Source organism: Streptomyces pseudovenezuelae, from assembly GCF_001513955.1.
GTDB classification, from domain to species: Bacteria; Actinomycetota; Actinomycetes; order Streptomycetales; family Streptomycetaceae; genus Streptomyces; species Streptomyces pseudovenezuelae.
The window spans coordinates 382654-402997 of record NZ_KQ948150.1; the positions used below are offsets into that span (position 1 = coordinate 382654).

Consider the following 20344-nt stretch of genomic DNA (forward strand, 5'->3'; position numbering starts at 1 on the left):
AGATGTCCACAGCCACACCGACCCGGGCGCCGCACAGCGACGTACCCACCGGGCACAAGTCCCCCGAGGGCCGTGTCGGCGCGGGCCTGTTCGATCCCCAGCAGCTGCTGAAGTCGCTGCCGGACGCCTGCCGCAAGCTCGACCCGCGGGTGATGGTCAAGTCGCCCGTGATGTTCGTGGTGTGGATCGGGTCCGTGCTGACCACGGTGTTCTCCTTCAAGGACCCCGGCGACTGGTTCGGCTGGACCATCAGCGCCTGGCTCTGGCTGACGGTCGTCTTCGCCAACCTGGCGGAGGCGGTCGCGGAGGGGCGGGGCAAGGCGCAGGCCGACACTCTGCGCAAGGCCAAGACCGACACGGTCGCCCGCAGGCTCACCGGGGCCGTCGAGGAACAGGTCCCCGGCACCGGGCTGAGGATCGGCGATCTGGTGGTCTGCGAGTCCGGCGACATCATCCCCGGTGACGGCGATGTCGTCGAAGGAGTCGCCTCCGTCGACGAGTCGGCGATCACCGGTGAGTCGGCGCCGGTCATCCGGGAGTCCGGCGGCGACCGCTCCGCCGTCACCGGCGGCACCAAGGTCCTCTCCGACCGGATCGTCATCAAGATCACGACCAAGCCGGGCGAGACCTTCATCGACCGGATGATCAGCCTCGTCGAAGGCGCGGCCCGGCAGAAGACGCCCAACGAGATCGCGCTGAACATCCTGCTCGCCTCGCTGACCATCGTCTTCCTGCTCGCGGTGGCGACCCTGCCGCCCTTCGCGGACTACGCGGGCACCCACCTGACGATGGTCGTCCTGGTCGCCCTGCTGGTCTGCCTCATCCCGACCACCATCGGCGCGCTGCTCTCCGCGATCGGCATCGCGGGCATGGACCGCCTCGTCCAGCGCAACGTGCTGGCCATGTCCGGCAGGGCCGTCGAGGCCGCCGGTGACGTCTCCACCCTGCTGCTCGACAAGACCGGCACCATCACCCTCGGCAACCGCCAGGCCGCCGAGTTCGTGCCGGTGAGCGGTGTGACGGAGGCCGAACTCGCCGACGCCGCCCAGCTGTCGTCGCTGGCCGACGAGACACCCGAGGGCCGCTCCATCGTCGTACTGGCGAAGGAGACGTACGGCCTGCGCGAGCGTCACCAGGGCGAACTCACCGGCGCCGAGTGGATCGAGTTCACCGCCCAGACCCGTATGTCGGGGGTGGACGTCGACGGGCGCAGGATCCGCAAGGGCGCGGCCGGTTCGGTCGTCAAGTGGGTCGAGGAGCGCGGCGGCACGGTCGCCGAGGACGCCGACGCGGCCACCGACCGGATCTCCGAGGCGGGCGGCACGCCCCTGCTGGTCGCGGTCGAAGACCCCCAGGGCGCACGGGTGCTGGGCGTCATCCACCTCAAGGACGTCGTCAAGCAGGGCATGCGCGAGCGGTTCGACGAACTGCGCCGCATGGGCATCAAGACCGTCATGATCACGGGTGACAACCCCCTGACGGCCAGGGCGATCGCCGAGGAGGCGGGCGTCGACGACTTCCTCGCGGAGGCCACCCCCGAGGACAAGATGGCGCTCATCAAGCGGGAGCAGGCCGGCGGCAAGCTCGTCGCCATGACCGGCGACGGCACCAACGACGCGCCCGCGCTCGCGCAGGCGGACGTCGGTGTGGCCATGAACACCGGTACGTCGGCCGCCAAGGAGGCCGGCAACATGGTCGACCTCGACTCCAACCCGACCAAGCTCATCGAGATCGTCGAGATCGGCAAGCAACTCCTCATCACCCGGGGCGCGCTCACGACGTTCTCCATCGCCAACGACGTGGCGAAGTACTTCGCGATCATCCCGGCGCTGTTCGCGGCGGTCTACCCGGGCCTGGACAAGCTCAACATCATGGGCCTGTCCTCGCCCGACTCGGCGATCCTTTCGGCCGTCGTCTTCAACGCGCTCATCATCATCGCGCTGGTGCCGCTCTCCCTGAAGGGCGTGCAGTACCGGCCGGTCAGCGCCGACAAGATGCTGCGCCGCAACCTCACCATCTACGGCATCGGCGGACTGATCGCCCCCTTCGTCGGCATCAAGCTCATCGACCTGCTCATTTCCCTCATCCCCGGGATCGGCTGACAGCCATGAACAACTCCGTATCGAACACAGGCCGGTTGCTGTGGGCGGGGCTACGGGCCCTGCTGGTGCTGACCCTGGTGACCGGTGTGATCTACCCGCTGGCCGTCACCGGCGTCGCCCAGGCCCTCTTCCACGACAAGGCGAACGGCTCCGAGGTCAAGGCGGACGGCAAGGTCGTCGGCTCCTCGCTGATCGGCCAACAGGACTACGGCCTCGCCTACTTCCAGCCCCGCCCGGCGAAGGGGCTCGGCGAGAACTCGGTCAACACGCAGTACAAGCTGATCCTGTCCGGCGCCACCAACCGCTCCGCCGACAACCCCGAACTCGTCACCTGGGTGAAGGCGGCCAGGGCCAAGGTCGTCAAGGACAACTCCACGGCCGACTACAAGGTCGAGCCCTCCCAGGTCCCCGCGGACGCGGTCACCTCCTCGGGCTCCGGTCTCGACCCGGACATCTCCCCGGCCTACGCCGAACTCCAGGTGCACCGCGTCGCCGAACGCAACGGCCTGTCGGTCGCGCAGGTCGAGAAGCTGGTCGAGGAGCACACCGACGGCCGCACGCTCGGCTTCATCGGCGAGCCCCGCGTCAACGTCCTGGAACTCAACATCGCGCTCAAGGCCCTCGCGGCCAAGAGCTGATGGCGTTACCCGTCCCCCAGGGGAGTCGGCGGTCCGGGACGACCGGGTCCGCCGACTCCCGCGGTCATGAAGCAGGTACGTCCCCGGGACGTACGACAGGAAGGCGCACGCCGATGACACGGGTGCTGGTGGTGGAGGACGACCCGCAGCTCGTACGGGCGCTCATCATCAATCTCCAGGCACGCCAGTACGGGGTCGACGCGGCCCCCGACGGCGCCACCGCGCTGCGGCTCGCGGCCGCCAGACGGCCCGATGTCGTGATGCTCGACCTGGGCCTTCCCGACATGGACGGCGTCGAGGTCATCAGGGGCCTGCGCGGCTGGACCCGAGTGCCGATCCTGGTGCTCTCCGCCCGCCAGGGGTCCGACGAGAAGGTGGCGGCGCTGGACGCCGGGGCCGACGACTACGTCACCAAGCCGTTCGGCATGGACGAGCTGCTCGCCCGGCTGCGGGCCGCCGTACGCCGTACCGGGGAGACGCCCCTCGCCACCGGTGCGACGCTCGTCGAGACGGCGGAGTTCACCATCGACCTGCTGGCCAGGAAGGTGCACCGGGACGGCCGCGACGTACGCCTCACACCCACCGAGTGGCACCTGCTGGAGATCCTGATCACCAACCCCGGCCGGCTGATCACGCAGAAGCATCTGCTCCAGGAGGTCTGGGGCGTGCCCCAGAGCAACAAGACCAACTACCTGCGGGTGTACATGGCCCAGCTCCGCCGCAAGCTGGAGGCGGACCCGTCCCACCCCCGCTACCTCATCACCGAGCCCGGCATGGGCTACCGGTTCGAAGCCTGACCGGGGGACTGGGACCACATGGCACGCGGCAAGCTCCGGATCTACCTCGGTGCGGCACCCGGCGTCGGCAAGACCTACGCCATGCTCTCCGAGGCACACCGTCGTGTCGAACGGGGCACCGACTGCGTGGTCGCCTTCGTGGAACACCACCGCAGGCCCCGCACCGAGGTGATGCTGCACGGCCTGGAGGAGATCCCGCGCAGGCAACTGGAGTACCGGGACACCGTCTTCACCGAGATGGACGTGGACGCCGTCCTGCGCCGGGCCCCCGCCGTCGCCCTCGTCGACGAACTCGCCCACACCAACGTCCCCGGCTCCCGCAACACCAAGCGCTGGCAGGACGTCGAGGACCTGCTGGCGGCCGGGATCGACGTCGTCTCCACGGTGAACATCCAGCACCTGGAGTCCCTCGGTGACGTCGTCGAGGCGATCACGGGCGTACGGCAGCGCGAGACCGTCCCCGACGAGGTCGTCCGGCGGGCCGACCAGATCGAGCTGGTCGACATGTCCCCGCAGGCGCTGAGACGCCGTATGGCCCACGGGAACATCTACAAGCCGGACAAGGTCGACGCGGCCCTCTCCAACTACTTCCGCCCCGGAAACCTCACCGCGCTCAGGGAGTTGGCGCTGCTGTGGGTGGCCGACCGGGTCGACGCGTACCTCACGGAGTACCGCAGCGAGCACCGGGTCTCGACGATCTGGGGTTCGCGTGAGCGGATCGTGGTCGGACTGACCGGGGGACCGGAGGGCCGGACGCTGATACGACGGGCCGCACGGCTGGCCGAGAAGGGCGCGGGCGGGGAGGTCCTGGCCGTCTACATCTCCCGCAGCGACGGACTGACCTCCGCCTCCCCGAAGGAACTGGCCGACCAGCGCACTCTCGTCGAAGATCTCGGCGGGACCTTCCACCACGTCGTCGGCGAGGACATACCCGTCGCCCTCCTCGACTTCTCGCGCGGGGTCAACGCCACCCAGATCGTGCTCGGCGTCTCCCGCCGCAAGGGCTGGCAGTACGTCTTCGGCCCGGGCGTCGGTGCCACGGTGGCCCGCGACTCCGGCCCCGACCTCGACGTCCACCTCATCACCCACGACGAGGCTGGCAAGGGCCGCGGGCTCCCGGTCAACCGGGGCGCACGGCTGGGGCGTTCCCGTGTGGTGTGGGGCTGGCTGGTCGGCCTCGCCGGTCCCGTGCTGCTGACCTGGCTGCTGGGCGGCGTGGCCCCGGACGTCGGGCTCGCCAACGACATGCTGCTGTACCTGACGCTGACGGTGGCCGCAGCCCTGCTCGGCGGACTCTTCCCCGCCCTGGCCTCGGCGGCGGCCGGTTCCCTGCTGCTGAACTGGTACTTCACCCCGCCCGTCCACACCTTCACGATCGCCGACCCGAAGAACATCGTCGCCATCGCGATCTTCGTGGGGGTGGCCGTGTCCGTCGCCTCCGTGGTCGACCTGGCCGCCCGCCGCACCCACCAGGCCGCCCGGCTGCGCGCCGAGTCGGAGATCCTCTCCTTCCTGGCGGGCAACGTCCTGCGCGGCGAGACGGGCCTGGAAGAACTGCTCGACCGGGTCCGTGAGACCTTCGGCATGGAGTCCGTGGCCCTGCTGGAACGCGAGGGCGAGATGCTGCCCTGGACCTGCGCCGGAAGCGTGGGCCCGCGTCCCTGCGCCGTTCCCGACGACGCGGACGTCGACGTACCGGTCGGCGACCACATGGCGCTCGCGCTGACCGGACGGGTGCTGCCGGCCGAGGACCGGAGGGTGCTGGAGGCCTTCGCCGCGCAGGCCGTCGTGGTCCTGGACCGACGACGACTCCAGGAGGAGGCCGACCGGGCCCGCGCGCTGGCCGAGGGCAACCGCATCCGTACGGCGCTCCTGGCCGCCGTGTCGCATGATCTGCGCACCCCGCTGGCCGGCATCAAGGCCGCGGTGACCTCGCTGCGCTCCGACGACGTCGAGTGGTCGCAGGAGGACCGGGCGGAACTCCTCGAAGCCATCGAGGAGGCCGCCGACCGCCTCGACCACCTCGTCGGCAACCTCCTGGACATGTCCCGCCTCCAGACCGGCACCGTCACCCCGATCGTCCGCGAGACCGACCTCGACGAGGTGATCCCGATGGCGCTCGGCGGCGTTCCCGAGGACAGCGTCGAGCTGGACGTCCCGGAGACCCTGCCGATGGTCGACGTCGACCGGGGACTGCTGGAGCGGGCCGTGGCCAACATCGTGGAGAACGCCGTCAAGCACAGCCCACCGGGCGAGAGGGTCCTGGTCTCCGCGAGCGCCCTCGCCGACCGCGTCGAGGTCCGGGTGGTCGACCGCGGCCCGGGGGTCCCGGACGAGGCCAAGGACCGCATCTTCGAACCCTTCCAGCGCTACGGCGACTCCCCGCGCGGCTCCGGCGTCGGACTCGGCCTCGCTGTCGCCCGCGGCTTCGCCGAGGCCGTCGGCGGCACGATCCACGCCGAGGACACCCCGGGCGGCGGCCTCACCATGGTGCTGGTCCTACGGACGGCTCCGCAGCGCCGACCCGAGCAACCGGATCTGCCGGCCGCGGCCACGTTCTGAGGGTCGTAGGCGTCAGGCGTCAGCGGGGCGTCAGAGATGGCTCATGGCGCGTCAAAAGTGCGTCTGCGAAAAGCAGTCGGGCCCGCTTCCGTATGCAGGCCATGGCGGATCACACCGACGAGGACGTCGACACGGCGATCGGCCCCCTCGACACCTGCATCCGCCAGGCCCGTTCGACGGCTCACTGAAGTTCACCGGGGCGGTGCCACATGGTGCCGGGTGGCACCACTTGGCGCCACCCGGCGCCATTCTGTGCTCGCAAGGGGGCGCGAAGGGGTGTGGTGTCACGGTGGTTCGACTCTCTCCTTTCGCGTCTGTGCAGGTGAGAGCGGTCGGCTAGTGCTTCCGCTCGGATGTGGTGCCGTTCAGGCTTGCGTGTGGCGCCATAGTGGTGCCATGCTGGCACCCATGGACCTCACCCCGTATGTCGACAACCTCCGCCGCGAACTCGCGGTGGCTGCCGAAGCCGGAGGCGACGAAGCCCGTGAGCTGGCCGAGAGGCTGACCGCTCCCCTGGAGTCGGCGACCCGCCTGGTCATGCTCAATGTGCTCTCCGCCGCGATGGACGAGATCACCCGCGAACTCGCCCCGGGCTCGGTCGACGTACGGCTGCGCGGACTCGACCCCGACTTCGTGGTGACGCTGCCGCCCGCCGAGGCTGACGCCTCCGTGGTACCGGCCGCGCCCCTCGAACCGTTCAGGGCGCCGGCCGACGGCGACGAGGGCGGCACCGCCCGCATCAACCTGCGGCTGCCGGCCCACCTCAAGGCGCGCGCCGAAGAGGCGGCGACCCGCGAGGGTGTGTCGGTCAACGCGTGGTTGGTGCGGGCGGTGTCCGCCGCCGTGGACGGCGGAACCCGGCCGCGTCCGCAGGGCAAGGCCCAGAACGTCGGACAGAGCTTCACGGGCTGGGTGCGCTAGCCGCACCCGCCCCCACGGAAAGGCGCTTCACCCCCACCACGTCCCACCAGCGGGGACGCCCCAAGGACTCACGAGGACGGGACAGCCATGCCTTCTTTCGACACCCCCGAACCCATCTCGGTCAACGCCCACGTGGCCGCCGGTTCCCTCCGGCTCACCGCGGGCGACCGCCCCGACACCGTCGTCGAGGTACGGCCCCGCGACCCGGAGCGGGACAAGGACGTACGGGCCGCCGAGCAGACCGAGGTCAGCTACGCGGGCGGCATCCTGACCGTCAGGACGAAGGAGCGCCGCATGATCGGGCCCTCCGGCGTCGCCGACGTGACGGTCGACCTGCCGGCGGGGTCACGCATCGAGGTGACCGGCGCCTGGGCCCAGGTCCTCGGCGAGGGCCGGCTCGGCGCGGTCCGCGTGAAGACCTCGGTCGGCGACGTCCGCCTCGACACCACCGGTCCGGTCGAGCTGACCGCCTCCCACGGCTCGATCGTCGTCGACCGGATCGTAGGCAAGGCCGAGATCACCACCAGCTCCGGCAATCTGCGCGTCGGCACCGTCGACGGCCCCGCCGTCCTGAAGAACGCGAACGGCAACACGAACGTCGGCGCCGTCTCCGGCGAGCTGCGCGTGAGCGGTGCCAACGGTGCCATCGACATCGCGTGCGCCGAGGCGTCCGTCACCGGCACCGCGACCAACGGCGTCCTGCGTGTCGCCGAAGTCGCCCGCGGTGAGGTCCGGTTGGAGACCTCCAACGGCTCCATCGAGATCGGCATCCGCGAGGGCACCGCCGCCTGGCTCGACGTCAGCTCCACCCGCGGCCTGGTGCGCAACACGCTCACCGCATCCGAGGCCCCGGAGCAGTCCGAGGACACGGTCAAGATCCGCGCCCGCACCAACTGGGGCAACATCGACGTCTTCCGCGCCAAGGTCTGAGCGCCGCACTCTCGACCAGCTCGGATTTCCGCCCACTTCAGCCCGCGAACGGGAGAGCCTCATGCCTTCTTATGTCATGTCCACATCCACATCCACATCCGACCCGAACGGTTCCACGGTGGCCGTCTCCGCCGTCGGCCTGCGCAAGTCGTACGGCGACAAAGTCGTTCTTGACGGCATCGATCTGCGCATCCCCACCGGGTCGGTGTTCGCACTGCTCGGGCCGAACGGCGCCGGCAAGACGACCGTCGTGAAGATCCTCTCCACTCTGGTGTCCGCCGACGACGGGCAGGCTCTGGTCGGAGGGCACGACCTGGCCGCCGACCCGCAGGGCGTGCGGGCCGCGATCGGGGTCACCGGGCAGTTCTCCGCCGTGGACGGGCTGATCACCGGTGAGGAGAACATGCTGCTCATGGCCGATCTGCACCACCTTTCCAGGAGGGACGGCCGCGGGATCGCCGGCGAACTGCTGGAGCGCTTCGACCTCACCGAGGCGGCCAATAAGCCCGCCTCCACCTACTCCGGCGGCATGAAGCGCCGCCTCGACATCGCCATGACCCTGGTCGGCAGCGCCCGGATCATCTTCCTCGACGAACCGACCACCGGCCTCGACCCCCGCGCCCGCCACACCATGTGGCAGATCATCCGCGACTTGGTCTCCGACGGTGTCACCGTCTTCCTCACCACCCAGTACCTGGACGAGGCCGACGAACTCGCCGACCGCATCGCGGTGCTGAACGACGGCCGGATCGTCGCCGAGGGCACGGCCGAGGAGCTCAAGCGGCTGATTCCCGGCGGTCATGTCCGGCTCGGCTTCACCGACCCGGACACCTACCGCAGCGCCGCCTCCACCCTGGGTGAAGCGTCCCACGACGACGAGGCGCTCACCCTCCAACTCCCCAGCGACGGCAGCCAGCGCGAGCTGCGCTCGATCCTCGACTGGCTGGACGCCGCCGGCGTCGAGGCCGACGAGCTGACCGTGCACACCCCCGACCTCGACGACGTCTTCTTCGCCCTCACCGGCGGCACCGACCAGACCAAGGAGTCTGCCCGATGAGCACCCTCTCCCTTGCCGTGCGCGACTCGTCCACCATGCTGCGCCGCAACCTCCTGCACGCCCGGCGCTATCCGTCCATGACGCTGAACCTGCTGCTCACGCCGGTCATGTTGTTGCTGCTGTTCGTCTACATCTTCGGGGACACCATGAGCGCGGGTCTCGGGGACGGCGGTGGTGGCCGCTCCGAGTACCTCGCCTACCTCGTCCCGGGCATCCTGACGCTGACCATCGGCGGCACCACCATCGGCACCGCGGTGTCCGTCTCCATGGACATGACCGAGGGCATCATCGCGCGCTTCCGCACGCTGGCGATCCATCGAGGCTCGGTGCTCATCGGTCACGTCATCGGCAGCGTGCTCCAGTGCGTGGCGAGTGTGGTCCTCGTCGGGGCCGTCGCCGTGGCGATCGGGTTCCGGTCGACGAACGCCACCGCCCTGGAGTGGATCCTCGCGCTCGGGCTGTTGTCCCTCGTCTCGCTGTCCCTGACCTGGATCGCGGTGGGCATGGGCCTGTCCAGCCCGAACCCCGAGGCCGCCAGCAACAACGCGATGCCGCTGATGATCCTGCCCCTCCTGTCCAGCGCCTTCGTGCCGGTGGACGCGATGCCGGGCTGGTTCCGGCCGATCGCCGAGTACCAGCCCTTCACCCCGGCCATCGAGACCCTGCGCGGCCTGCTCCTCGGCACCGGGATCGGCAACAACGGCTGGCTCGCCGTCGCCTGGTGCCTGGGGCTGACCGTGCTCGGCTACGCATGGTCGAAGTCCCTGTTCGACCGCGATCCGAAGTAGTGGGCGACCGGTCTCAAGCTCGCTGCATCCGACTGACGCTCCGAAGCGGGCGCGATCAGGAGATCAGCGTCATTACGACGTACTGCCACGACCAGCCGGGGAGCAGGTGTCCGAGGAAGCCGCACTTCACCGGAGCGGTGATCACAGGGGAGGATCGGATGCGCCTGTCCTTCCCCCGAGCGGGACCGAACCTAGCTGACAGGCGCACGCGCCGACGGTTGTTCGACGGCCCCCCGCTTTCCCTCCGAGCGGCGGGGCCGGTTCGTGTGCAGGCCGCTGATCCAGTACCGCCCTTGAGGCGGTGGAACGGGCAGGTCGTGGCCGTGTGCGGTGGCGGGGGAGGGGTGTGATGCAGAACACGGTGCGTGTGCGCAGGTGTGTTCGGTGCGCGGTTCGGGAGGGTTAGGCCTGGTCAGAGGACTACGCAGGGTGACTAGCGGTGCTTGTTGAAGGTTGCACGGCGCCCGTACGGGGGCCCGCGCCGAGGCTTTTTCAAACGGGCGTGAGTGTTCCGCCGGGCAAATCACTTAGCTAGGTCACAGGCCCAACGGCCTTTCGGCGCGAGTGAGTTGGCGCCGGGTCCCTGATTGACCTCGATGGAGAGGATCTCTGCTCATGTCCCCTGCCGACAGGAGCCGGTCGTGAGGTACGACGACGCCCCGGAGGGCGCCTCGCCGGTGGAGCACCGTACCGGGCTCTCGCAGTCCATGTTCGTCCCCCTGGACCTGGAAGTGGACTTCGAGGCCTTCTACCTCGGTCACCACGAGGTCTTCCATGCGTACGCGGAGGTCCACTTCGGTAACCGCGAGACCGCGGAAGAGGTCATCCACGAGGTCTTCCTGGAGATCCACGCCGGCTGGTCGCAACTGCTGAGCGCGGGCAACCTCGAACAGGGCGCGTGGGCGATCGTGCGACGGATCGTGCACAACCGCCTCGACGCGGAGGGGCGGGGGCCGGCGTTCGTCATCAACGGCCCCATCGCCCAGGCCCTCGACACCGCGCTCGTCACGGCCCGCGACAAGCTCCAGAAGATGGAGTCCGCCAGCGGTCTGTACGAGGCGATAGCGGATCTGCCGGACCGGCAGTTCGAGGTGATCGTGCTGCGCTACGTGCTCGGCTACCCCACCGCCAAGGTCGCCTGGTACATCGGCATCGACGACCGCACCGTGGGCCACCACCTGCGCCGCGCCAAGGAACGACTGCGCCTCAAGCTCGGCCTGCCCGAGACGCCGAAGAAGCCCAAGCACAAGGGAGTGGGAGCGTGAGCACCACCGTCAGCGACCTCCTGGAGAGCGCCCGCCTGCCGGTCGCCCCGCGCAGCGGAGCCGACGTCGCCGCGGGGCTGCGCCGGCTGGCCGCGGAAGCCTCCCGCCGTACCCCCACCACCGAGGTCACCCGCGCCGCGCAGGCCGGACAGCGCCTCGCCGTGGTGTGCCGGTGGGTCCTCAACGAACCCGACGCCGCCGCCCACGTCGCGAAGATCGCCGAAGGCCCGGACCGGGGGCCGCTGACCGAGGAGGAACTCGATGTCGACGGCGCTCTCGTCTACGCCTGCCTGCTGTCACTGACGGGGCACCCCGAATCCGCGCAGTTCTGGTGGCAGTTGGCCGCCGGCGCCGGCAGCCGCGCCGCGGCCTACTGCCTGCACCTGCACCACCTCTGCGTGGGGGAGTCCAGGCGGGCGCGGCACTGGTTCCACCAACTCACCCACTCCATGGCCGACACGGCCCCGCCGGATGCCGCCTTTCTCGACGGCCTGGAGATCTTCGCCCGGTACGTGCGCGCCAACGGTTCCGGCGCCCACGCTCCCACCGGCCGCCTGGAGAGCGAGGTCGACCGGCTGGCCGCCCGCACTCCGCACTCCTCCGTCATCGTCGCCCGGCCCGACCGCCAACTAGTGGCCCGGCTCCAGGAGTTCAGCCGAGGCCGCTGACCGCGCCCGGTACCACACCGAGCAGGGGAGTCCACCGGTCACCGTTCCCAGGCCACGGCCCGGTGGACTCCCCGTCAGGACGCCATCCAGAAAGGAACGCCTGCCATGGATCCCAGCCTCCCCCCACCCCGCACGGGCCGGGAACGGCTCCTCGCCGTCCGGGAGTGGATCGTGCGGGGGCGACGTACCGCCCTCGCGCAGCTGCTGCGCGGCGCCTGCTACGGCGCGGGCACCGGAGCCGTAGGCCTGTTCTTCCTGTGGGTCGAACACCGCATGTGATCAAGCTCCGCCTCGGCCCGGTGGGGGCTCAGTCCGCGTCGGCGACGATGGAGCCGACGCGTTCGGCCAGGACCGGGTCGCGGCGGACCAGGAGGGTCGCGTAGCCGACGGCGAGGAGCAGGGTGCCGATGGCCGCGTAGGGGAACCAGTTGTACGGCGCGGGCTGTCCGGGTTTGGCGAGGTAGTACAGCGGAACCAGGATGGCCACCGTGCCGAGCGCGGGCAGGAGGAGGTGCCGGACGACCCGGAACTCCTGCGGACGGTACTTGCGGTAGTACAGCGGCAGAGCGATGTTGGAGGCGAGGTAGACCAGCAGGATCAGGATGGCGCCGAGGGTCGAGGACTCGGTGAAGAAGACCACCGGGTTCATCCGGCCGCCGTCGGAGCCCAGCAGGTGGCCCAGGCCCCAGCCGCCGATGATCAGCAGGGCGATGGCCGTGAAGGTGACGATCGCGTTGTTCGGGGTGCGGCGGACGGGGTGGACGTAGCCGAAGAAGGCGGGCAGCAGACCCTCGCGTCCGGCGTTGAAGACCAGACGTGCCTGTGAGTTGATGCCGGCGATCAGCACGCCGAGGGTGGAGGTGAGGCCGCCGAGGTAGGCGAGGAACGCCAGCACGCCGAGAGTGTCCTGGGCCACCTCGATGAAGGGGATCCGGGTGGCCCCGAGTCTGTCCACGTCGTAGCCGAAGCCGGTCACCGTGGCGTACGCGAAGAGGATGTAGCTCACCGTCATGATCGCGATGGAGGAGAACACGGCGCGGCCGACGTTGCGGCGCGGATTCTCCGTCTCCTCGGCGAGTGCCGCCGAGTTCTCCCATCCGATGAACAGGTACACCGCCAGCGGGAAGCCGGCCGCCAGTCCCTTGAAGCCGCCGCTGATGTGGTCGGGCAGGAACGGGTCGAAGGACAACCGGCCGTGGTGTTCCACCAGTGCGGCGACCGAGACCACGATCAGCACCAGCATCTCCGCGCCGAAGAAGTAGCCGGCCCATTTGGTGGAGACGACCACCCCGCGCAGCATCAGTACGACGGCCAGCCCGGTGAGCAGCAGCGTCCAGATGATCCACGGCAGGTCGATGCCGGTGTAGTGCTCCAGGGTGATCTGCACGAAGCCGCCGGAGATCGAGATGACGCCGGCCATCGCGATGATGTAGCCCAGGGCCGCCAACAGCGCCGTGGTCACCGCGCTGACCGGTCCGAACGTCTTGCCGACGAAGGTGATGAAGCTGCCCGCCGAGGGGTGGGCCCGGGAGAACTCGGCGAGCGTGTTGCCGAGGAGCGCCACCGCGACACCCGCGGCCGCGATGGTCAGGGGCGAGGCGACACCCGCGGTGGTGGCGAGGAAGGCGAAACCGAAGAAGAAGCTCATGGCCGGCCCGACGTTGGCCATCGTGGCGGCGGCGATGTCCGCCATGCCGAGGACGCCACCGCGCAGCCGCTGCGGCGCGCCGACGGGGCCCGGGGGCGACAGCGGATCTGCTCCGGGATGGGGCATGGCGGCAACTCCTCGTGCGGGGTGGCGGCGTGGTGGGTGCGCGGGCTGTCGGGGGTCGGCGGGGCGGGCCCGGCGTCAGCGGTGCCGGGAACTCTGGTGTGCCTTGACCGCCCGCACGGCCGGTTCGGTCGCACCCCGCCCCAGCTCGGTGAGCAGTTCGGCGTGACAGCGGTTCTGTGCCCGTAGCGCCTCGGGCCGCGGTGCGGGCAGCAGCAGGCACAGCCGGCCGAGCAGATCGGCGGCGAACTCGCGGATTCCGGCGCCGCCGAGCGCCTCGGCGAGGGCCAGGTGGAAGCGGGTCTCCAGCTCCGCCATGTGTGCCGGGTCGTCGGTTCGCTCCAGGTCCTCGACCAGGGCGCGCAGTTGGTCCAGTCGCTCGGCCGGGACCTCTCCCGCACTGTGCGCCACGAGACCGCATTCGAGCAGCAGATGGAAGGCGTCCAGGGACGCGGCCTCCTCCGCGTCGTGCATCAGGGCCACGACGGTGTCCCAGCCCTGCGCGACGAAGGTTCCGCCGGCCCGGCCGCGTCGGCGGTCGAGCAGGCCGTCCTGACACATGCCTTCCAGCGCGCGGCGCACGGTGATCTCACCGATCCCCAGCTCCTCCGCGAGGACACCGGCGTCCGGCAGTCGGTCCCCCGGCCGCACGGACTGCAGGCGTACCCGCAGGGCGATCCGTGATCGGACGAGATCGGATCCGCTCTGGCCGCCCAGCGGCAGCGCGCGGGCGTGACCCACGCCGATGACCGAGGTCGTGGGAGCCGAGCCCGGCTGGTTGTAAGGCCCGAACTTGCCCGCTGCATTCACCACGACGTCACCTTAACGGCCTGCTGTTCGCGGTCGTGGCCCTCGCTGCGAGCGCGTCGGCCTTCCGCCGTGCTCCGCGCCGAGGGCGGGCTCGTAGCGGGTGCCCAGGGCGGCAGGCGGTTCCCGCGACGAGGTCTCGGGGTGGTGCATCGGGGCTCCCAGGGGGAGGGGCATGTCGGGATGCAGGAAAAATTAGAGCAAGGTGAACAGTTAAACAAGACCTCGCCTCTACCGGTTCGCGGGCAGCGGGTGGGCGCCGGGGCTACAGTCCTCCGACACGGCTCTGAGCAGGGGATTCGCATCTCCGTAGCGCCGCCGGCGAGGTCCCGGCGGTGGGCTGCGGCAGAGGGCGCGCGAGGCGTGGGCCGGGAGGTGCGGGGCGGTGGGCGACCCGCCGGACCCCTTGTTTTTTTAGATCGCCTTGAACTATTTTCCTGAGCGCCACCGGCAGGACCGGTCCCACCGGACCCGCTCGGAGGCCGCGGTCCACCATGCCCGCTCCGTGACCGTGATCGCCACCCACCCCTGCTCCGGCACCCCGATGCTCCCTCCTGCGCGATCCACGCGGCCACCCAGCCGCCGGAGCCCGCAGGCCCCGTCCCTCGTCCCCACCTGTCCTTGGATGTCGAGATGACCACACGTCCCCCTGTCTCCACCCCCGATCCGGTCACCACCACCAAGAACGACCCGGAAGGTTCAGGCCTGCAGGCCGGCCTGAAGAACCGTCACCTGTCGATGATCGCCATCGGCGGTGTCATCGGTGCCGGGCTGTTCGTCGGCTCCGGATCCGGCATCGCCGCCGCCGGCCCCGGCATTCTCGTCTCCTACGCCCTCGTCGGCGTCCTCGTCGTCCTCGTGATGCGGATGCTCGGCGAGATGGCCGCGGCCAACCCGACCTCCGGCTCGTTCTCCGCCTACGCCGACCGTGCCCTTGGCCGCTGGGCGGGCTTCACCATCGGCTGGCTGTACTGGTTCTTCTGGGTCGTGGTGCTCGCCGTGGAGGCGACCGCCGGGGCCAAGATCCTGGCCGGATGGATCCCGGCGGTCCCGCAGTGGGGCTGGGCCCTGATCGTCATGGTCGTCCTGACCGCCACCAACCTGGTCTCGGTCAGCTCCTACGGCGAGTTCGAGTTCTGGTTCGCGGGCATCAAGGTCGTCGCCATTGCCGCGTTCATCGTGATCGGCGCGCTCGCCATCTTCGGTCTGCTCCCCGGCTCGGACCACCCGGCATCCGGCTTCTCCAACCTGACCGCTCACGGCGGCTTCCTGCCGAACGGCCCCGGAGCGATCCTCACGGGTGTGCTGATGGTGGTCTTCTCCTTCATGGGCAGCGAGATCGTCACCCTGGCGGCCGGTGAGACCGCGAACCCGCGGGCCGCGGTCACCAAGGCCACCAACAGCGTGATCTGGCGGATCGCGGTGTTCTACCTGGGCTCGATCCTGATCGTGGTGTCGCTGCTGCGCTGGGACGACCCGGCGATCCTCAAGGACGGCTCGTACGTTGCCGCACTGAGCTCCGTCGGCATCCCGCACGCCGCCCAGATCATGAACGCCATCGTGCTGACCTCCGTGTTGTCCTGCCTCAACTCCGGTCTGTACACGGCGTCCCGCATGGCCTTCTCGCTGGGCCGCCGCAGCGACGCGCCGGCCGCGTTCGGCAGGACCACATCCCGCGGAGTGCCGCAGTCGGCCATCCTCGCCTCCGTGGTCTTCGGCTTCGTCGCGGTCGCCTTCAACTACCTGTGGCCGGACACAGTCTTCCAGTTCCTGCTCAACGCCTCCGGCGCGATCGCTCTGTTCGTCTGGCTGGTGATCTGCTTCTCCCAGCTGCGGATGCGCAAGATCATCCAGCGGGAGTCGCCGGAGAAGCTGGTCGTCAGGATGTGGCTGTACCCCTACCTGACCTGGGCCACCATCGCCCTGATCACGTTCGTACTGGGCTACATGCTGACCGACACCGCCGACGGCGGCGGCCGTGACCAGGTGGTCCTGTCCACCCTGGTGGCTCTGGCCGTGGTGGCCTTCGCGCTGGTCCGAGGACGCCTGGAACGGAAGGTCCGGCAGGACGAGGTCATCCCCTCGTAGCAGCCAGGGCCGTTCCACGGCCGTCTCCTGCTCGCCGGTGACGCGGCTCTCCCGCCGCGTCACCGGCTTTGTGGCTGCGCTACGTCGTCGGCGGGGGGGAGCTGCCACGGGGTTCGGCCGGTCAAGGCCGGCCGGGCGTCAGTTCGAGCACCAGTCTCGTGGCCTCATCGAGGAGAGAGGTCTCGCTCTCGCTCATGGACGGATCGGCTGCCCGCCTCTTCCTGGCTTCCGTGAGGGGTCCGCGACCGGTGTTCCGTACGGCGACCGCGGGACCGCGGTGGGTGAGCAGCGAGGCGAGCACCGCGCGGGCCGGTGCGGCCAGGGCGGTGGTGTCGACGGCGACCTGGGCCAGGATCAGGGACGACATTGCCCAGTCCAGTCCGGGTGCCCCTTCCTCGCTGTTGCACCAGTCGATCACCATGGGACCGCCCGCTGTGAGCATCACGTTGTCCGGGTGCAGGTCGAGGTGGAGGATCCGGTGGGTGGGCTCGGCGGAGGCCCGTGCGGGTACGGAGTGCAGGCGGTGCAGCAGGCCGGCGAGCACCGATCCTGCTTCCTCGGCCGTGATCGTGCCCAGCAGGAGTGCCCGCAGCATGGACGGGCCGTGCAGCCGCTGCATCACGAGGTCGGTGCGGGGCACCGTGCCCATGGGGTCCCGGGCTCGTGGCACGGGGTAGCCGCGCTCCGCGAGGTAGGTCAGTACGGCGGCTTCGGCGGTGGCGTCGCCGCCGTCCCGGTACCGGCGAAGGACCCACTGGTCATCGATGGCGAACACGTCGGCGGTGCGGCCGGAACCGAGTAACTCACCCGTCTGCATGACCGGACTCCAATGGTCGAGAAGGACTGGACGGGTCGAGGACGGCCCGTATGCGCACCAGCCGACGTTGCTGCCGTCGCACGCGCATTGTCACGTCCCGGGCCAGGGGGTCATCTGCCCGTCGGCGGGAAGGTTCAACGCGTCTGCGACAGCGGACAGGGCGGGACCCAGCGGCAGGCTGACGCGGGTGTGGGCGAGCTGGTCACCTCGGGTGGGGTCCCGGTTGACGATGAGGACCTGCTTGTCCGCCTGAGCCGCCTGGCGGACGAACCTGAGTCCGGACATCACCGTGAGCGAGGACCCCAGCACCAGCACGGATCTCGCCGTACGGACCAGTTGGCGGCAGTGCTCGATGCGTGCCGCGGGCACTGTCTCGCCGAAGAACACCACGTCGGGCTTGAGGACGCCGCCGCAGTCCACGCAGGGCAGCACACGGAAGTCGGCGACCTGTTCGTCGGAGAGGTCGGCGTCACCGTCGGGGTTGATGCCCGCGGCCACCGGTGCGAAGGCCGCATTGGCCTCCTCCAGCCGTACGGCGAGGTCACGGCGTGAAGTGAGGGCGCCGCAGGCCAGACACCGCACTCTCGCCAGACTCCCGTGCAGTTCCACGACCCCCTCGGCTCCGCCGGCCTGGTGCAGGCCGTCGACGTTCTGGGTGATCACGCCCGAGAGCAGACCGTGCCGGGCGAACGTCGCGACGGCTCGGTGTCCGGCATTGGGGCGCGCGCGGCCGAAGGTGCGCCATCCGAGATGGCTGCGTGCCCAGTACCGGCGCCGCGCCTGCGGGCCGGCGGTGAAGTCCTGGTACGTCATCGGGGTGTGCCGAGTCAGACTTCCGCCCTCGCCCCGGTAGGCGGGGATGCCCGACTCCGTGGAGATGCCCGCCCCGGTCAGCACCAGCACACCGCCGGCGCTCAGCGCGTCGACCACCGGCCGGAGGTCGGTGGTGCCCGGCGGCAGGTCCGGGGGAGGAGTCCAGTGAAGTGTGGGACGGGTCCGCATGCGTGCCAGGGTACGAAACCCGGCCCGCCTCGCCCGTCGGGTGGATCGCCGGAGCCCGCCGCCAGTGTCATGCCGCGTCCTGGTCGAGCAGATAGCCGACTGCCTCGACGACGTCATCGACCGTGTGGTGCGGTGTCACCAGTCCCTCGGGCCAGGGGCGGCCGGTGACCCAGATGGTGCGCAGTCCGGCGTCGTGGCCGCCGACGATGTCGGTCTCGGGGTTGTCGCCGGTCATCCAGTCCCCGCGCGTGAGCTGCGTTCCGCACCGTGCGGCGGCGAGCTCGAAGAGCCGCGGGTCGGGCTTGCGGATGTCGATGTCGCCGGACGCGGCGATCCCGTCGATCAGGTCGGAGAGGCCGGTGGCGTGGATCTTGGCCCGCTGGATGTCACTGGCACCGTTCGTGGCGACAGCGATGCTCCAGCCCGCCTCCTTGAGACGCTCCAGGCTGTGGAGGACGGCCGGACGGCAGTGCATGGAGGCCGCCATTCGGTCGATGTAGACCCGCCACAGGTGGTCGGCGCTCTCGCCGACGGAGAAGGTGGCGCGCAGCCGGTCGAAGTCACCGCGCTCGGCATAATCGGCCAGTTCGGTCAGCAGCCACTGTTCGATCTCGGGGCCGTAGCCGTGGTCCTGGCTCAGGGAGGTGATGGCATCGGCGAAGGCACCGGTGCGGTCGACCAGGGTGCCGTCCAGATCGAAGATCGCGAGTCTCACGATGACGGACCCTACTTGCTGTGGCGAGCAACCGGTATGGGCCCTCCCTGCTTGGAGCTCCGGCCGATGCGCGGTGCGTGGGCCGAAGGCGCCCGAGGCCAGGGCAAGGACCGCGCCGGACCCGCGCCAGGCCGGTGTCACACGTCCAGCGTCGCGGGGGCGCGGTCGCGGGTGTCGGCGGCGGGGGCGATCAGGATGGCGGAGGCGACGAACACCAGAACCGCGACCATGGCGCTGCGCAGTCCGTAGTGGTCCCCCAGGAAGCCGAGGGCCGGCGGGCCGACGAGGAAGGCGACGTAGCCGATGATGGCGACCAGGGAGACGCGCGCGGTCTGGTCGGGGCCCGAGTCGCCGGCCGCCGACAGGGCCACCGGGAAGCCGAGCGAGGCCCCGAGTCCCCAGAAGAGAACGGAGGCGGCCGCGACGGCCGCGTTGTCCGAGAAGATCACGAGGACGAGTCCGAGGGCGCCGGAGACGGCGCTCGCTCGCAGCACGGTGGCGCGGCCGAAACGGACCAGGAAGAACGTGCCGCAGAAGCGCCCGAGGGTCATCGCGGCGGCGAACCCGACGTAGGCGAGCGAGCCGGCTGCGGCGTTCAGGCCGTGGCCGTCCACCATGAGGAGCGGCAGCCAGTCGTTGGCCGCTCCCTCGGCCAGGGCCATGGCCAGCACGATGGCGCCGATGAGAAGCAGTTTGCGGTCCTTCCAGACCTGCGGCCCCGCCTGTCGGGTCGTACCGGAAGTCGGCGGCCGTGTGCTGAGGCCGACGCCCGTCGGCAGGGCGCGGGAGGCATGGATCAGCATGCCGGTGGCGGCGAGTGTGATGGCGGCGAGGTGCCAGTGAACGGGGATGTCCGCGGCCGTGGCGGTCATCCCGACGAGGCCTCCGACCACCGTGCCCAGGCTGAAACAGCCGTGCAGCGTGGGCAGAACCGGCGCCCCGGTGATGCGCTCCACGTCGGCACCGTCCACGTTCACCGCCACTTCGCCCGACCCCATGCCCGCGCCGAACAGGAAGAGCCCGGCTGTCACCAGGGGGGCGGACGGAACGGCGCTGCCGGCGCCGATGACGATGGTGCCCGAGATGATCAGGGAAGTGCCGAGCACGATCACGGGCCGGGTGCCGAGGCGTTCCACGAAGCGGCCGGAACACAGGATGCCGATCATGGATCCCACGGAGAGGCCGAACAGGATCAGCCCCATCTCGGCGGTGGAGACCTCCAGTTGGTCCCGCACGTCGGGAGTGCGTGTGACCCAGGAGGACATGGCGATACCTGGGAGGAAGAAGAACAGGTAGAGGGCTTGGCGGCGCCGGCGCACGGCGGGGTCTGTCAAGAGAAGGCTCCGCGGGGCTCGGAAGAATGGGCGGGTGGCGGCGGGCCCCGCATCCATCGGATATGCACAAATGTACGAGGCG

General features: G+C 70.2%; 18 protein-coding genes. 12 read left to right on the top strand and 6 right to left on the bottom strand.

What is annotated here, in order from left to right; genetic code table 11:
• Positions 1-2 precede the first annotated feature (2 nt).
• The 11 genes from kdpB to AQI94_RS45160 all read left to right on the top strand — a co-directional run bounded on the left by kdpB (position 3) and on the right by AQI94_RS45160 (position 12007).
• The gene (gene kdpB / locus AQI94_RS29790) at positions 3-2102 is read left to right on the top strand and encodes a potassium-transporting ATPase subunit KdpB (protein ID WP_031048233.1); all 2100 of its coding nucleotides are present in this window, start codon (positions 3-5) and stop codon (positions 2100-2102) included.
• 5 nt (positions 2103-2107) lie between these two features.
• Positions 2108-2740: a potassium-transporting ATPase subunit C gene (locus AQI94_RS29795; RefSeq protein WP_031048236.1), complete on the top strand. Its 633-nt coding sequence runs from the start codon at positions 2108-2110 to the stop codon at positions 2738-2740.
• 113 nt (positions 2741-2853) lie between these two features.
• The gene (locus AQI94_RS29800; RefSeq protein WP_031048239.1) at positions 2854-3537 is read left to right on the top strand and encodes a response regulator; all 684 of its coding nucleotides are present in this window, start codon (positions 2854-2856) and stop codon (positions 3535-3537) included.
• A gap of 18 nt (positions 3538-3555) precedes the next feature.
• Positions 3556-6099 carry a sensor histidine kinase gene (locus tag AQI94_RS29805; RefSeq protein WP_031048241.1) on the top strand — a complete coding sequence of 848 codons (2544 nt, stop codon included), beginning with the start codon at positions 3556-3558 and terminating at the stop codon, positions 6097-6099.
• Positions 6100-6507: 408 nt separating this feature from the next.
• Entirely contained in the window at positions 6508-7020 is a 513-nt protein-coding gene (locus tag AQI94_RS29810) for a toxin-antitoxin system HicB family antitoxin (protein ID WP_031048243.1), read from the top strand.
• 87 nt (positions 7021-7107) lie between these two features.
• Positions 7108-7950 carry a DUF4097 family beta strand repeat-containing protein gene (locus tag AQI94_RS29815; RefSeq protein ID WP_031048246.1) on the top strand — a complete coding sequence of 281 codons (843 nt, stop codon included), beginning with the start codon at positions 7108-7110 and terminating at the stop codon, positions 7948-7950.
• Between the two features lie 61 nt (positions 7951-8011).
• Positions 8012-9007 (top strand): ATP-binding cassette domain-containing protein, encoded by a 996-nt coding sequence (locus AQI94_RS29820; RefSeq protein WP_107119436.1) that lies wholly within the window; start codon positions 8012-8014, stop codon positions 9005-9007.
• A complete protein-coding gene (locus AQI94_RS29825; protein ID WP_031040546.1) occupies positions 9004-9795 on the top strand; it encodes an ABC transporter permease in 792 nt (263 codons plus the stop codon). Before AQI94_RS29820 ends, AQI94_RS29825 begins: the two co-directional genes overlap by 4 nt.
• A gap of 641 nt (positions 9796-10436) precedes the next feature.
• Positions 10437-11060 carry an RNA polymerase sigma factor gene (locus tag AQI94_RS29830; RefSeq protein ID WP_031040542.1) on the top strand — a complete coding sequence of 208 codons (624 nt, stop codon included), beginning with the start codon at positions 10437-10439 and terminating at the stop codon, positions 11058-11060.
• The gene (locus AQI94_RS29835) at positions 11057-11728 is read left to right on the top strand and encodes a hypothetical protein (RefSeq protein WP_031040540.1); all 672 of its coding nucleotides are present in this window, start codon (positions 11057-11059) and stop codon (positions 11726-11728) included. Before AQI94_RS29830 ends, AQI94_RS29835 begins: the two co-directional genes overlap by 4 nt.
• A gap of 105 nt (positions 11729-11833) precedes the next feature.
• Positions 11834-12007, top strand: a complete 174-nt coding sequence (locus AQI94_RS45160; protein ID WP_167364527.1) for a hypothetical protein — start codon at positions 11834-11836, stop codon at positions 12005-12007.
• Positions 12008-12035: 28 nt separating this feature from the next.
• Here the strand turns inward: AQI94_RS45160 and AQI94_RS29840 are convergent, their stop codons facing one another.
• Positions 12036-13502, bottom strand: coding sequence for an APC family permease (locus AQI94_RS29840; protein ID WP_031040539.1), 1467 nt, complete (start codon positions 13500-13502; stop codon positions 12036-12038).
• Positions 13503-13577: 75 nt separating this feature from the next.
• The gene (locus AQI94_RS29845) at positions 13578-14312 is read right to left on the bottom strand and encodes a FadR/GntR family transcriptional regulator (protein WP_031040536.1); all 735 of its coding nucleotides are present in this window, start codon (positions 14310-14312) and stop codon (positions 13578-13580) included.
• Positions 14313-14939: 627 nt separating this feature from the next.
• On the opposite strand from AQI94_RS29845, the gene AQI94_RS29850 reads away from it, so the two are divergent.
• Positions 14940-16394: an amino acid permease gene (locus tag AQI94_RS29850; protein WP_031040533.1), complete on the top strand. Its 1455-nt coding sequence runs from the start codon at positions 14940-14942 to the stop codon at positions 16392-16394.
• 121 nt (positions 16395-16515) lie between these two features.
• Here the strand turns inward: AQI94_RS29850 and AQI94_RS29855 are convergent, their stop codons facing one another.
• From AQI94_RS29855 to AQI94_RS29870, 4 genes are all read right to left on the bottom strand, one after another.
• Positions 16516-17211: a phosphotransferase gene (locus tag AQI94_RS29855; RefSeq protein WP_031040531.1), complete on the bottom strand. Its 696-nt coding sequence runs from the start codon at positions 17209-17211 to the stop codon at positions 16516-16518.
• Positions 17212-17301: 90 nt separating this feature from the next.
• Positions 17302-18213, bottom strand: coding sequence for an NAD-dependent protein deacetylase (locus AQI94_RS29860; RefSeq protein ID WP_031040528.1), 912 nt, complete (start codon positions 18211-18213; stop codon positions 17302-17304).
• 67 nt (positions 18214-18280) lie between these two features.
• Entirely contained in the window at positions 18281-18928 is a 648-nt protein-coding gene (locus tag AQI94_RS29865) for an HAD family hydrolase (protein WP_031040525.1), read from the bottom strand.
• 137 nt (positions 18929-19065) lie between these two features.
• On the bottom strand, positions 19066-20262 hold the full coding sequence (locus AQI94_RS29870) for an MFS transporter (RefSeq protein ID WP_037941682.1): 1197 nt from the start codon (positions 20260-20262) through the stop codon (positions 19066-19068).
• Positions 20263-20344 lie beyond the last annotated feature (82 nt).

What these genes read in the sequence shown, in the direction of transcription:
- kdpB (WP_031048233.1), top strand. Translation starts at nt 3, where the DNA reads ATGTCCACAGCCACACCGACCCGGGCGCCGCACAGCGACGTACCCACC.
- AQI94_RS29795 (WP_031048236.1), top strand. Translation starts at nt 2,108, where the DNA reads ATGAACAACTCCGTATCGAACACAGGCCGGTTGCTGTGGGCGGGGCTA.
- AQI94_RS29800 (WP_031048239.1), top strand. Translation starts at nt 2,854, where the DNA reads ATGACACGGGTGCTGGTGGTGGAGGACGACCCGCAGCTCGTACGGGCG.
- AQI94_RS29805 (WP_031048241.1), top strand. Translation starts at nt 3,556, where the DNA reads ATGGCACGCGGCAAGCTCCGGATCTACCTCGGTGCGGCACCCGGCGTC.
- AQI94_RS29810 (WP_031048243.1), top strand. Translation starts at nt 6,508, where the DNA reads ATGGACCTCACCCCGTATGTCGACAACCTCCGCCGCGAACTCGCGGTG.
- AQI94_RS29815 (WP_031048246.1), top strand. Translation starts at nt 7,108, where the DNA reads ATGCCTTCTTTCGACACCCCCGAACCCATCTCGGTCAACGCCCACGTG.
- AQI94_RS29820 (WP_107119436.1), top strand. Translation starts at nt 8,012, where the DNA reads ATGCCTTCTTATGTCATGTCCACATCCACATCCACATCCGACCCGAAC.
- AQI94_RS29825 (WP_031040546.1), top strand. Translation starts at nt 9,004, where the DNA reads ATGAGCACCCTCTCCCTTGCCGTGCGCGACTCGTCCACCATGCTGCGC.
- AQI94_RS45160 (WP_167364527.1), top strand. Translation starts at nt 11,834, where the DNA reads ATGGATCCCAGCCTCCCCCCACCCCGCACGGGCCGGGAACGGCTCCTC.
- AQI94_RS29840 (WP_031040539.1), bottom strand. Translation starts at nt 13,502, where the DNA reads ATGCCCCATCCCGGAGCAGATCCGCTGTCGCCCCCGGGCCCCGTCGGC.
- AQI94_RS29850 (WP_031040533.1), top strand. Translation starts at nt 14,940, where the DNA reads ATGACCACACGTCCCCCTGTCTCCACCCCCGATCCGGTCACCACCACC.
- AQI94_RS29855 (WP_031040531.1), bottom strand. Translation starts at nt 17,211, where the DNA reads ATGCAGACGGGTGAGTTACTCGGTTCCGGCCGCACCGCCGACGTGTTC.
- AQI94_RS29860 (WP_031040528.1), bottom strand. Translation starts at nt 18,213, where the DNA reads ATGCGGACCCGTCCCACACTTCACTGGACTCCTCCCCCGGACCTGCCG.